This window comes from Paraburkholderia sp. SECH2 (assembly GCF_030464795.1).
GTDB classification, from domain to species: domain Bacteria; phylum Pseudomonadota; class Gammaproteobacteria; order Burkholderiales; family Burkholderiaceae; genus Paraburkholderia; species Paraburkholderia aspalathi.
Genome location: NZ_JALPRH010000012.1, coordinates 69,501 through 82,463 on the forward strand (window position 1 = coordinate 69,501; position 12,963 = coordinate 82,463).

The 12,963-nt window shown below is 63.0% G+C and carries 13 protein-coding genes; 8 read left to right on the forward strand and 5 right to left on the reverse strand.

Going from position 1 to position 12,963, the window contains the following annotated elements:
* Window positions 1-240 precede the first annotated feature (240 nt).
* From M0D66_RS20490 to M0D66_RS20505, 4 genes are all read left to right on the forward strand, one after another.
* A complete protein-coding gene (locus M0D66_RS20490; protein ID WP_266211499.1) occupies window positions 241-1,080 on the forward strand; it encodes a transporter substrate-binding domain-containing protein in 840 nt (279 codons plus the stop codon).
* A 75-nt stretch (window positions 1,081-1,155) separates the two neighbouring features.
* Window positions 1,156-2,682, forward strand: a complete 1,527-nt coding sequence (locus M0D66_RS20495; protein ID WP_266211441.1) for an amino acid ABC transporter permease/ATP-binding protein — start codon at window positions 1,156-1,158, stop codon at window positions 2,680-2,682.
* An 8-nt stretch (window positions 2,683-2,690) separates the two neighbouring features.
* The gene (locus M0D66_RS20500; protein WP_093635085.1) at window positions 2,691-3,365 is read left to right on the forward strand and encodes a GntR family transcriptional regulator; all 675 of its coding nucleotides are present in this window, start codon (window positions 2,691-2,693) and stop codon (window positions 3,363-3,365) included.
* Between the two features lie 111 nt (window positions 3,366-3,476).
* Window positions 3,477-4,331, forward strand: a complete 855-nt coding sequence (locus M0D66_RS20505) for a DUF1989 domain-containing protein (protein ID WP_054040108.1) — start codon at window positions 3,477-3,479, stop codon at window positions 4,329-4,331.
* A gap of 56 nt (window positions 4,332-4,387) precedes the next feature.
* Here the strand turns inward: M0D66_RS20505 and M0D66_RS20510 are convergent, their stop codons facing one another.
* From M0D66_RS20510 to M0D66_RS20525, 4 genes are all read right to left on the reverse strand, one after another.
* Window positions 4,388-5,656, reverse strand: coding sequence for an RNA polymerase sigma factor (locus M0D66_RS20510; protein WP_266211442.1), 1,269 nt, complete (start codon window positions 5,654-5,656; stop codon window positions 4,388-4,390).
* On the reverse strand, window positions 5,653-6,024 hold the full coding sequence (locus tag M0D66_RS20515) for a YciI family protein (RefSeq protein WP_054040106.1): 372 nt from the start codon (window positions 6,022-6,024) through the stop codon (window positions 5,653-5,655). Before M0D66_RS20515 ends, M0D66_RS20510 begins: the two co-directional genes overlap by 4 nt.
* A gap of 222 nt (window positions 6,025-6,246) precedes the next feature.
* On the reverse strand, window positions 6,247-7,464 hold the full coding sequence (locus M0D66_RS20520) for an MFS transporter (protein ID WP_266211443.1): 1,218 nt from the start codon (window positions 7,462-7,464) through the stop codon (window positions 6,247-6,249).
* A gap of 113 nt (window positions 7,465-7,577) precedes the next feature.
* Window positions 7,578-8,012 (reverse strand): helix-turn-helix domain-containing protein, encoded by a 435-nt coding sequence (locus tag M0D66_RS20525; RefSeq protein WP_093635082.1) that lies wholly within the window; start codon window positions 8,010-8,012, stop codon window positions 7,578-7,580.
* A gap of 157 nt (window positions 8,013-8,169) precedes the next feature.
* Here M0D66_RS20525 and M0D66_RS20530 point away from each other — a divergent pair, with 157 nt between their 5' ends.
* From M0D66_RS20530 to M0D66_RS20545, 4 genes are all read left to right on the forward strand, one after another.
* Window positions 8,170-9,168 (forward strand): aldo/keto reductase, encoded by a 999-nt coding sequence (locus tag M0D66_RS20530; protein ID WP_266211444.1) that lies wholly within the window; start codon window positions 8,170-8,172, stop codon window positions 9,166-9,168.
* A 16-nt stretch (window positions 9,169-9,184) separates the two neighbouring features.
* The gene (locus tag M0D66_RS20535) at window positions 9,185-9,496 is read left to right on the forward strand and encodes a high-potential iron-sulfur protein (protein WP_266211445.1); all 312 of its coding nucleotides are present in this window, start codon (window positions 9,185-9,187) and stop codon (window positions 9,494-9,496) included.
* A 73-nt stretch (window positions 9,497-9,569) separates the two neighbouring features.
* Complete coding sequence (locus M0D66_RS20540; RefSeq protein WP_093635079.1) at window positions 9,570-10,019, forward strand: (2Fe-2S)-binding protein; 450 nt, start codon at window positions 9,570-9,572, stop codon at window positions 10,017-10,019.
* Window positions 10,019-12,283 (forward strand): molybdopterin cofactor-binding domain-containing protein, encoded by a 2,265-nt coding sequence (locus M0D66_RS20545; protein ID WP_266211446.1) that lies wholly within the window; start codon window positions 10,019-10,021, stop codon window positions 12,281-12,283. The genes M0D66_RS20540 and M0D66_RS20545 overlap by 1 nt, the downstream gene beginning before the upstream one ends.
* A gap of 22 nt (window positions 12,284-12,305) precedes the next feature.
* Here the strand turns inward: M0D66_RS20545 and M0D66_RS20550 are convergent, their stop codons facing one another.
* Window positions 12,306-12,920, reverse strand: a complete 615-nt coding sequence (locus M0D66_RS20550; protein WP_266211447.1) for an ankyrin repeat domain-containing protein — start codon at window positions 12,918-12,920, stop codon at window positions 12,306-12,308.
* Window positions 12,921-12,963: the final 43 nt, after the last annotated feature.

Here is a 12,963-nt window from a genome sequence, read left to right on the forward strand (position 1 = left end):
GGTGCGCCTGCGGCGGCCACGCCTCCGTTAAAGACCAGCCTGTATCTCCCGCACAGCCGCGCCAGACCCGCCAGACCCGCATCACAGCGCACTTACCCACCTCCTCGCTTCCTTGGCTCGGATTCTGCTTGTGCAGGAATTATTGTTGAACAATATTTTTTCTATTGTTCAACAATGTATATTACCTCCACCCCGACGAGCGAGAACTCCATGAAAGCCCAACCTGATCTGAAAACTGTCATGCCCTCCCTGCCGCGGGTCGCGAAGTGCGCCGCCGCGCTCGCGCTATTCGCCGCGTCTCACGCGTTCGCCTCGAGCGGCGCGCCGACCGTGGCGCCCGGCAAGCTGACGATCGGCGCGGATCTGACGTATCCGCCGTACGACTACGTGCAGGGCGCGGATCCGGCCGGCTTCGATCCCGCGTTCATGACGAAGCTCGCCGGGCATCTGAAGCTCCAGCCCGGCTTCGTCGACACACGTTTCGCGAATCTGATCCTCGGCGTGAACGCCAATCGCTTCGACGTAATCGCGTCGGCGCTCTATGTAACGCCGGAGCGCGCGAAACAGATCGACTTCGTGCCCTACCTGAAAACCGGCGGCTCGCTGCTCGCCTTGAGCCACACCGGCTTTGAGCCGAAGAAGCCCGAAGATCTGTGTGGCAAGCGCGTGAGCTCGATCAAGGGTGCGTCGTGGATTCCGAAACTCAACGACGTGTCGAAGCAGGCCTGTACGCCTGCCGGCCGCGGCGCAATCGACGTGCGCGAGTTCGAGACTTCGCCGGAAGCGGCTCAGGCCGTCCTCTCGCACGCCGTCGACGCGCAATTCGAAGACTCGGCCGTCGCGCAAATGACCGTCAACAAGCTCGGCGGACGCGTGGCGATTACGTCGACAACCCCGCTCTATCCGGTCGTCATCGGGCTCGGCGTCAAGAAAGGCAATGACGCGCTGCTGGCCCAATTGAAGAGCGCGTTTGCGTCGATGAAGCAGCTGGGCGAATACCAGGCGCTACTCAAGCAGTACAACGTCGCGGAGCCGACCGGCAATGACATTGCCCAGGCGCTCGGCACGGCATCGAACTAACTGCACGTTGCGCGCGCAGCCAGAGGCCGGGCACTCGCCCGCGCCCTCGCGGCTACGCGTCGTAAGGGGAAGCACATGGTATTCGACTGGCACTACACGGCTTCGCTGTTGTTCGATGCCGCCTTCTGGAAAGCCACCTGGCTCGTCGTCGAATTGAGCGCCGCGACCTGGCTTGTCGGCATTGTCGCGGGCTTCGCACTCGCGCTCGGCAAACAGTCTGTGTTCATGCCGCTACGCGTGGCATGCAGCACCTACATCTGGCTCTTTCGCAGCCTGCCGCTGCTGGTGCTGCTGATCTTTGTCTATAACCTGCCGCAGGTGCTGCCCTGGACGGGCGGCCTGTTGTCCGACCCGTTCTGGGCCGGCCTGCTGGCGCTTTCGATCAGCGAAGCGGCCTACATCGCCGAGATCCATCGCGGCGGCCTGCTGTCGCTCCACAAGGGCCAGCTCGAAGCAGGCAAGGCGCTCGGGATCCGCTTTGTCGGCCTGCAACGGTTGATCGTGTTGCCGCAGGCGTTTCGCGTCGCGCTGCCCTCGCTCATTAACGAGTACGTTACGATCGTCAAACTGACGTCGCTCGTGTCCGTCATTTCGCTCGCGGAAATCCTGCTGGTCGGCGAACGCCTGTACACGCAGAACTTCAAGGTGCTCGAGACGATGCTGGCCGTCTCGTTCTACTATGTGCTGATCGTCACGGTGTTCGGCCACGCGTTGAAAATGCTCGAAAAGCACCTTGATGTCACGCTCCGCTCGCGGGCTGCGAATGCCGTCATTCCCGTAGAAACACCGCGGCCCGTGCAGGCAGCAAAGGACGTTCGTACCGCGCGAGCAGGCAGCGCGACGCGTTCGCTGGAAGCCATCGGCATCCGCAAGCGCTACGGCGATCATGAAGTGCTCAAGGGGATCGACTTGACCGTGCGCGCAGGAGAAGTGGTGTCGATCATCGGCCCGTCGGGTTCGGGCAAGACTTCGCTGATCCGCACGCTGAACGGCCTCGAGACGCTCGACGGCGGCGAAGTGCGCCTGCACGACAAAGCGTTCCTGTGGCCGCCCCGTGCGAGACATGGCAAGGTGCCGCATGCGCAGTACATGCGCGGCATCCTCGATATCGGCATGGTGTTTCAGAGCTTCAACCTGTTTCCACATAAGACGGTGCTGCAGAATGTGACGCTCGCGCCCCGCTATCACGGGCGTCTGACCGGAACCGCGCTCGACGAATCCGGCATGCGCTTGCTGGCAAAGGTAGGCATGGCCGCGCATGCGCACAAGTATCCGCATCAGTTGTCCGGCGGTCAGCAGCAGCGCGTCGCGATTGCGCGGGCACTCGCGATGCAGCCGTCGATTGTTCTGTTCGATGAACCGACGTCGGCGCTCGATCCGGAACTGGTCAACGAAGTACTGAAGGTCATCGAGGGACTTGCCCAGGAAGGCATGACCATGATTATCGTCACACACGAAATCAACTTTGCGTTCCGTATTTCAGACCGTATCGTGTTCATGGAAGCAGGCATGATAGTGAGCGATGCGCCGCCGCGCGAACTGGCGACGCTCGACAAGACTTCGCGTATCGCCAGCTTCCTCAAAGACGTCCACCTTGCATAAAACACCGTATGCCCACCTCGCAATCAACTGTTACTCCCCTCGCTGCGCAGGAGCCCGAGCAATCGGTCACGGACCGGATTCTGTCGACGATCCGCAACGAGATCATTGAAGGCAAATTGCCGCCGGGCACCGCACTCGTCGAGAACGATCTCACCCAGGCGCACGAGGTCTCGCGCAACACGCTGCGTGAAGCGCTACGTCTCTTGTGCCGTGAAGGGCTCGCGGTGCATTACCGGCATCGCGGCGTGATCGTGCGCACCCTGACGCGCCACGATGTGCGCGACATCTATCGGGTGCGGCGCACGCTCGAACTGCAAGCCCTGATGCGCGAAGATCCGATTGAAGAAGATGAAATCGCGGCGATGCGCGACGCCGTCGTGCACGCGCAAGCGGCGGCGGACGAAGGCGACTGGCGCAGCGTCGGCACCTACAGTCTGCTGTTTCACCGGCGCATCGTGCAGTTGCTCGGCAGCCCGCTGTTCGACACATTCTTCACGACGATACTGGCGCAACTGCGCCTTGTGTTTGCCTCGGCCCCCGACGAGCGGCGCTTCCAGCGTCCCTGGATTGCGAAGGATCAGGAGATTCTCGAACTGATCGCGAGTGGGCGCACCGCCGAGGCGAGCGCCGCGCTTGCCGGTTACCTGAAGCAATCGGAGCACGCTCTGCTCGATTACCTTTGATTCGTTGCCTCTCATTCCTGCTTCGTCCACCGATTCACGGCTACTGCTCACACAGGCGACCGCGCGTGACAAGCGCAGCCTGTCCGTGTGCTTTATCAAGGAGTCTCCATCATGTTGAATTACCCCGCCGCCTATCAATCCACCAAGGGCTCCGCGCTCGACCCCGACAAGGCGTTTTATGGTCGCATCGCCTCCGAACACGATACGCGCACGCTGGTCGAATCGATCGTCGTGCCCATTCGCTCGGGTCAGGCATGGACCGTACCGGCTGGCCACGTGTTTCGCATCGTCACGATTGAAGGTCCGCAAGTAGCCGACCTGAACATGTGGAATCTGCACAACCCGCGCGAGCGCATGTGGGCCTCGCGCACGCGCCAGTTACAGCAGGCGCACGTGAGCACATTCGACCGTTTGTGGTCGACGCTACCCTTCCTGCGCCCCATGGTGACGATCACCGACGACAGCCTCGCCGATTACGGCGTCGACGAGCATGGCGGCCGGGTTCACGACCTGCTCGGCACGCGTTGCGATCCGTACGTGAACCGCATGTTGACGGGTGAGGATTTCCATTTCCACTGCCACTCGAACCTGACGCGCGCAATTGCTCCGTATGGCTTGACCGAATACGACGTGCACGACGTGCTGAACGTGTTCCAGTGCACCGGGCTGAATCTCGAAGACAAGTACTTTATGAAAGCCTGTCCCGCGAAGAAGGGGGATTACCTCGAGTTCTTCGCGGAAATCGACCTGCTTTGCGCGTTGTCGACCTGCCCTGGCGGCGATCTCTCGTTGCCGATGTGGGGGCCGGACGCGCGCGATCCGCTGGAGGTATGCCGTCCGCTTGGCATCGAGATCTACCGGCTCGCACCGCAGATGCTGGAGGGATGGACCTCGCCCGCGGTCGCCGCGTACAAGGGACAGCACGGGATGACGTTGCAGCAGCCGCAGTGGAAGTGTGGGTGTTGAGCATTCCGCATCAGCGCAAGGCGTGCACGCTCGTGTGGCAAACGCAACGCGCCGATCTAACTTCTCGCCGATGACAGCTCGGTGCGCTTGCGCTGCAGGAAGCGGCGCACGGCCGGATTGCGCTCGAGCCCGATTGCGAGATCGTACGCGCTGAGCGCTTCGGCCGTTGCGCCGGCGCGCGCCAGCAGATCGGCGCGCGCGGCCCAGTACGGTTGATAGTCAGCCAGCCGCGGATCGTCCGCATACGGCTCGAGCGCGTCGAGCGCCGCCTGCGGGCCGTCCCGTTCCGCCAGGGCGAGCGCACGGTTGACCGCTACCACCGGCGATGCCGCAATCGCGAGTAGCGCATCGTAGAGCTGCACGATCTCGCCCCAGTTCGGCCGATGCGTCTGGCAGCGGTAAATATGCGCTGACTGCAGCGCGGCTTCGAGCTGAAAGCGTCCGATTGCGTTGAATGTGCTCGCGCGTCGAAGCAACGTGTTGGCTGCGTCGATCATCGGCGTGTTCCATGTCGCCGGATCCTGAGCCGACAGCGGCACGTAGTCGCCGGCCGCATCGCGTCGTGCATCGCGCCGCGCCTGGGCATACAGCATGAGCGCGAGCAGACCCAGTGCCTCCGGCTCCTCGGGCAGCAGCTCGATGAGCAGTTGCGCAAGAAACATTGCCTCGCCGACGAGATCGCGCCGCTCAGTATCACCGCCAACCGGATCGGTCCACCCTTCCGCGTACGCCGCATAGACCGCTTCCAGCACGGCAACGAGCCGGCCGGGCAACTCCTCGCGCTCGGGTACGCTGAACGGAATGCCCGCTTCGCGAATCTTGTTCTTCGCTCGCGCGAGGCGCTTGCTCATTGCGGCGGGCGACATCAGGAACGCGGACGCGATCGTCTTCGCTTCGAGCCCCAGCACCACCTGCAACATCAGCGGCGTGCGAATCGCGGCCTCGAGCGCGGGGTGCGTGCACGCGAACAGCAGCGCAAGCCGCCGGTCGGGCAACACGCCTGCTTCATGCTCGTCGATCTCGTCGGCGAGGATCGCGAGCTGGTTCACGACTTCGTCGCCGACATGCCGATGGCGCGCGCCATCGATCGCCCGGCGGCGCGCAACCGTCATCAGCCACGCTTCGGGATTCGCGGGGCAGCCGCGCTCGGGCCAGTCCGCGAGCGCGGCTGCAAACGCGTCCGCCAGCGCGTCCTCGGCGGCGGCGACGTCGCGCGTGCGCATCGCCAGCAGCGCGACGAGCTTGCCGTAACTGCGGCGAGCGACCGCCTCGGCAATCGAACGCGCGGCGCCGTCAACTTCACGGCCGCCGCGGGACGGACTCATACAGCAGATGGCGCGTCGTAGGGGGCAGTCCAGACCGGCCGCACTTCCATGAGGCCGTGCGCCGCGCCTGGACAACGCGACGCCCACGCGATCGCCGCGTCCAGGTTGGGCACGTCGATCAGGTAGTAGCCGGCGAGCTGCTCCTTCGAATCGGAATACGGTCCGTCGAGCACCTGCGGCTTGCCGTCGACGAGCCGCACCGTGGTGGCCGAATTCGTGTTCTGCAGCCGGTTGGCGCCCACCAGCACCTCCGCTTTCTTCAACGACTCGGTGTACGCGTGATACGCGGCGACGCCCTGCTGCCGCTCGCTGTCGGTCATCTTGTTCCAGCCGTTTTCTTCCGAATAGATCATCAATAGGTATTGCATATGAGCCTCCGTCATGGGGTTGAGGCGGGTGAACATATCGGGCCGCCATGACAATGACGCTCGGGCGGCATGCAAACGGACAGGCGGTGGAGAAAAATTCAGAGTGGCACGCGCGATCTGTTCCTGTCAAACGCCGAGTGCCAACAGATCGTCGACATCCTCAATCGTAGTCGAGAAGGAAGTCACGAACCGAACGACGTTTTGTTCCCAGCGGCTTCGTGTTCAGTCACCGATCGCTTGCGCATCTTGCCCCGTGTCCGCCTGCTCACGCATCAGCAGGAGCAGCGCGATAAGCACAAGCACTATCGTCAAGCCAACGAAGAGCAACGTCGCGCGTTGTATGTCGGCGAGTTGCACGGCGATGCCAAGGCCGATCACAGGTAGTGAGATCGCCACATAAAGCACGACGAAAAAACTGGACGTGACTTCCGCTCGTCTGTGCGCCGGCGCGGCGGACGCGATCTCGCCCAACCCGGCGCGGAAGCTGATGCCCTGCCCGATTCCTGCCAGGGCGGTGCCGAGCAAAAGCGCGCCGAGCGAGCGCTCCGGCACGCACAAACCAACACATATCAGTCCCACGACGAGTCCAACGCAGCCAGCCGCTTGCCTCCATCGGGCAGCAATGACCGTCTGCACGATTTGCCCGAGTGCGGAGCACGCGAACAGCAGGAACACGATCGCGCCGGTCACGATGCCGCTGTGAAAGCCGAGTACGACCCGAATCAGTTGCGGGGCGACAGCCGCAAAGAAGCCCACCACGACGAAACCTGCAAAGCCCGCAAGCGCGGCAGGAATAAACGCACGGCGTACTTCGGCAGGAAGCGAAATTTTCTGGATGCCGAGCTTCACGCGCGCAGGAATCGTAGCGGTCTCCGGCACGCCAAGAACGACTAGCGCGGCGACGCCCACCAACGCGAGATGCGCCGCATAGGGCAAGCGCGTTGGCCAGGGGAATAGTTCGACGAGGATGCCGCTTAGCAACGGACCACAACCCAGCCCGAGCATATTGGACGCCGTAGCCGCGAGCATGGCTTTGCCGCGCCACGCAGGCGGCGCGAGTTCGATCACAGCTACGGTGGCGGTTCCTGTGAAGATGCCGGCGGAGATTCCCGACAGCAGGCGGCCGAGCATCAGAAGCGCCAACCTGTCGCTGAGCAGGAACATCAGCGCTGACGCAGCCGATGCAAACAGTCCGGCCAGTAGCATGCGACGACGGCCGAGCTGATCGGACCAGTTGCCGACCAGTAGCAGTGCACTCAGTACCCCGATTGCATACGAGGCATAGATCACCGTGATGATGGTCGGTGTAAAACCATACTGCAGTTGGTAGTACCGATAAATTGCCGTCGGTAGCGTTGTACCCATCATGTTGATCGCGAACGCCAACGCGACAGCCAGAAATGCGATCGGGGATTGCGGTGTGACAGAAGCTGCTTTCATGAAACGTCCCAACGGTTGCTCGAAGACTGCGCGCAATTATGGGCAATTTCTCACGGCCTTGCTGGCGGCTCGACAGTGGCGCTCAGCTTCGGCCTCGCATTACGACGGCGGCGCTAAGCGATCGGCACATCACGCGGACGCAGGTGATCGACCCGCTTTTCGCCGTGGTCGAATTCGCGCCGCGCCAATTCCATTTCGCTCATGTGGACTTCGACCCAATCCCATATCCCGCAGATCTTGTCGAGCAGGCTCCGCCCCAATGGCGTCAGCTGATAGTCGACCCGCGGCGGGATCACCGGATGCACGTAGCGCGTAACGAGGCCGTCACGCTCGAGCTGTCGCAATGTCTTGGTGAGCATTTTCTGGCTCACGCCCTCCACCACCTCGCGCAGCCGCGAAAAACGCATCTCGCCGTGCGTACCGAGCGCGTCAATGACGAGGATCGTCCACTTGTCCGCGATCTGCTCGATGATGTTCCGCGCCAGGTCATCGGTTTTTTTTTGCGGATTGTCGTGCGCGTAAGCGCCGTCGTAGCAATTAGTTTCCATGGGGAAAGTATGAAACCGTCAGGTGCCTTCTTGTGATCGCCGGATGCCGCTGAAATAATCGGCTCGCCTGCCCGTCCGATGGGCACGTCGCCGTTAGTCAGATCGCATTCGACCCGTATGCGGTGCTTTACGTAGTGCTTTGATTAGAGAGCTTCACATGACTATTGAAACAATCGCAATTGAAGGTTTAACGACTCCCGTCTCACGCATCGGCCTTGGCACCTGGGCGATCGGCGGATGGATGTGGGGCGGCACCGATGAGAAAGACTCGATCGCGGTGATCCGCCGGGCGCTCGACAGCGGGGTCAATCTGATCGACACAGCGCCGGTGTACGGCTTCGGCGCTTCGGAGGAGATTGTCGGCAAGGCGCTGGCCGATGGGTATCGGCACAAGGCGGTCATCGCGACCAAGGTCGCATTGGAATGGCACGACGGTGCGGTGTTCCGCAATTCGTCGTCAGCGCGCATTCGTCAAGAAGTAGAGGATACGCTTCGGCGCTTGCGGACAGATTACATCGATCTGTATCAGGTCCATTGGCCCGATCCGCTGGTGCCGATCGAAGAGACCGCTGCGGTACTCGACGATCTGCGCAAGGAAGGCAAGGTGCGGGCGCTGGGCGTCAGCAACTTCTCGCCTGCGCAAATGGATGCATTCCGGCGCGTGGCGCCGCTGTCAACCACGCAACCGCCGTACAACCTGTTCGAGCGCGATATCGATCATGACGTGCTGCCGTATGCAAAACAGCATGGGCTCGTCGCGCTTGCCTATGGGGCACTATGCCGCGGGCTGCTGGCAGGGCGCATCGGTGTCGAGACGCATTTCGAGGGCGACGATCTGCGCCAGCGCGACCCGAAGTTTCGCGAGCCGCGTCGCGAGCAGTATGTCGCGGCCGTGAAAGCGCTCAACGTGTTCGCGCGCGATAACTTCGATAAATCGGTGCTCGCGCTGGCGGTGCGCTGGGTGCTCGACCGCGGCCCGACGATCGCGCTGTGGGGCGCACGTCGCCCGGCGCAGCTCGACGGGATCGAAGATGTGTTCGGCTGGCGCCTCGACGAGAAGGCGTTCGAGCAGATTGACGCGATTGTTGCGCAGTTCGTCAAGGATCCCGTTGGGCCGGAATTCATGGCGCCCCCGGAACGCGTGCTCGTAGCATGACAGGGAGCCATCGACCATGCGAACCCATCGACGCACCTTCATGCTCCATTCAATCGGCGCGGCAGCGCTCGCGATCAGCGGACGCAACGTCTGGGCGGCGCCCCCGCAGCTTCAGGAGAGCGATCCCGCTGCGCAGGCACTCGGGTACAAGACCGATGCGGCCCATGTCGACCGCACGAAATATCCCCATTTCAGCGACAACCAGCGCTGCACGAACTGCCAGTTCTTCCAGGGCAAGCCGACCGACGCCAGCGCGCTTTGTGCGCTGTTCGGCGCGAAGCAAGTGAGCGGTACCGGATGGTGCAACGCTTATCAGGCAAGGGCATGAACGGCGTGCGCAGGTAGGCGATGCCAGGCAGCGCCGACGGGTGTGGCGTGCGTCGACAACAAGGAGTGAACCGATGGAACTGATTGTGAATGGCGTGCATCACAACGTCGACGCCGACGCGAACATGCCGCTGCTGTGGGCGGTGCGGGACCTGTTAGGGCTGCATGGCACCAAGTTCGGCTGCGGCGTGGGCGCATGCGGCGCCTGCACCGTACATCTGGATGGCGTGGCCGTGCGTTCGTGCGTCACCTCACTGAGCGATGTGCAGGGCAAGCCCGTGACGACGATCGAAGGCCTGGGCAAAGGCGGTGAGCATCCCGTGCAGCGAGCGTGGAAAGCCGCGAACGTGCCGCAGTGCGGCTACTGTCAGCCTGGCCAGATGATGCAGGCTGCGTCGCTGCTAAAACAGACGCCGAAGCCGAGCGACGAGCAGATCGTCGAAGCGATGTCCGGCAATGTCTGCCGCTGCGGCACCTATCAACGCATCAAGGTTGCCATCAAGGCAGCGGCGGAGCAGGCGTAATGAGCGAGATTGTCAATCTGAGCCGGCGCCGGGTGCTGAAGGGCACTTTGGCGGGCGGGGTGGTATTGGGCCTGCAAGTCGGTGGGGCGCGCATGGCGTTTGCAGCGAGCCCGCTCGCTTCGGCAAGCGGCACCAAAACGGTATTTGCACCGAACGTCTATGTATCGGTCGCGCCGTCGGGCGAGATCGTGCTGGTCGTGCATCGCTCCGAGATGGGCACCGGCATCCGCACCAGCCTCGCAATGATCCTCGCCGACGAACTCGATGCCGACTGGAACACCGTCAAGGTTGTGCAGGCACAAGGCGATGCGAAGTACGGCGACCAGAATACCGACGGCTCGCGCAGCATCCGCCAGTTCTTCCAGCCACTGCGCGAGGCAGGCGGCTCCGCGCGGCAGATGTTGATGGCGGCCGCCGCTGCGCAGTGGCGCGTGAGCACGGCGAGTTGCCGGACCGAACTGGGTCATGTCGTGCATGCGGCGAGTGGGCGGCGCCTTTCATACGGCGCGGTGGCCGCGGCCGCGGCGCGTCAGCCAGTACCCGGCCGCGACACGCTGCACCTGAAAAACGAGGACACGTGGCGCTATATCGGCAAGTCGATGCCGATCGTCGATCTCGACGACATTGTTCACGGCCGTGCGACGTATGGCATCGATGTCGTGTTACCCGGTATGACGTATGCGTCGGTCGAACGTTCGCCCGTGTACGGTGCAACGCTCAAAAGCGTCGACTCGACCGAAACGATGAAGGTGCCCGGCGTGTTGCACGTGGTGCGCATTTCTTCCACGCCGCTGCCCGCCGGGTTCCGGCCGCTGGGCGGCGTCGCGGTGATAGCGACCAACACGTGGGCCGCGCAGCAAGGGCGACAGAAACTGAAGCTCGCATGGGACCTCGGGCCGAACGGCACTTACGATAGCCACGCGTATCGCAAGGCGCTCGAGGACACCGCGCGGCAGCCTGGGAAGGTTGTGCGCAATAACGGCGATACCGCGGGCGCGCTGAAAAACGCTGCACGACACGTGTCGGCGGACTATTACGTGCCGCATCTGGCGCACGCGGCGATGGAGCCGCTGGCTGCGACTGCATCGTTTGCGAACGGCGCGATCGAGGTCTGGACCGCGACGCAAAACCCGCAGCAGGCGCGGACAACCGTCGCACAGGTGCTCGGCCTGCAGGAGCAAGCCGTGACGATCAATGTTACGTTGCTCGGCGGCGGCTTCGGCCGCAAGTCGAAACCGGACTATGTGGCCGAGGCCGCGTTCCTGGCGCGCGAAGTCGGCGTACCCGTCAAGCTGACGTGGACACGCGAAGACGACATACGAAACGACTACTTCCATGCCGTGTGTGCGCAGCACATGGAGGGCGGACTCGATGCGCAGGGCAAGACGATAGCGTGGTTGCACCGCAGCGTGTTTCCGTCGATCGGTTCGACGTTCACGCCGAACGTGGTTTATGGTTCGGCGGGCGAGCTCGGTCAGGGTGTGACCGACATGCCTTATGAAGTCGCCAACGTGCAGTGCGAAAACGGAGCGGCGCCCGCGCATACACGTATCGGCTGGTATCGCTCCGTGTACAACATCCCACACGGCTTCGCGCTGGGCTCGTTCGCCGACGAGCTCGCCGCCGCTGCGCGACAGGACCCGGTGCAGCATCTGCTCGCGCTGCTGGGCAGTCCGCGCCATGTCGATCTGCATGCGCTGGGGGTCGACTATCCGAACTACGGCGCGTCGATCGACGAGTATCCGATCGATACCGCACGCTATGCCGCGGTGGTCCGCGCGGCGGCGGTGCGGTCGAACTGGTCCGCCGCGTTGCCCGCTCGCCATGGACGCGGCATCGCTGTTCATCGCAGCTTTCTGTCGTACGTCGCCGCGGTCGCGCAGGTGCAAGTTGCCGACGATGCCTCGGTGCGCGTGACACGTATCGATCTGGCGGTCGACTGCGGACGTATCGTCAATCCCGATCGCGTGATCGCGCAGTTCGAAGGCGCTGTCGTGATGGCGCTCGGCAACACGCTATACAGCGAACTGACGTTCAGTCAGGGTGCAGCCGACCAGTCGAACTTCACCGACTACCGTGTCGCCCGTATCGACTCCGTGCCGGAAACGCACGTATATATCGTGCCGAGCGCTGCACCGCCCGGTGGTGTTGGCGAACCGGGCGTGCCGCCGACAATGGCTGCGATCAGCAACGCAATCTTCCATGCGACAGGCACGCGGGTTCGGGCGTTGCCGGTGGATAGCGCGTTGTTGAAGCGGGCGTGAACGGCGGTTTATCGACCACGTCTCATTGTGTCGCGCCGGCGTGTCGCAATGCATCCTCCGCAGCCGGGTTGTGTTGTGCGATCGCCATTTGCAACGCGGTCCCGCCACGCGCATCGACATGATTCGCGTTGGCGCCGTGCGCGACAAGCACCGGAATCATATCGAGCCGGCCGAATAGCGCGGCAAACGACAATGCCGTTTCCCCCGCGTTGTTGGTTTGATCGATGTCGCAATGCGTGTCGAGCAACATCGTTGCAATATTCGTCTCGCCTTTGAAGAGCGCCCCTATCAGTGCCGTGTTGCCATGCCGATCGGCGGCGCAAGCGTTGGCGCCTGCAGAAAGAAGAGCCTTCAACGTCTCCGGGTGGTTGTCATACGCGCTAAGGATCAGCGCGGTATAGCCTTCGGGCGTCGTTGTCTCAAGCGGGAAATGCGCGTCGATCAATGCCTGAACGATATCCGTGCGTCCCGCACGCGCCGCGACAAACCAGTCTTCTGTGAAACGCGGGGTGTCCGTCGCGGCCGAATACGTTCCCGGTTGATACACATGCTGTGCGCAACTCGCCGTCAACAGTGCGGCCAGGGCCGCGACCGCCACAGTCCGAACAAGGCGCCCGGCAGTGAAAGAGCATCGCATTACGTTCTCCGTAAAAAGCCTGTCTGATCAGTCGGGAAGCCTG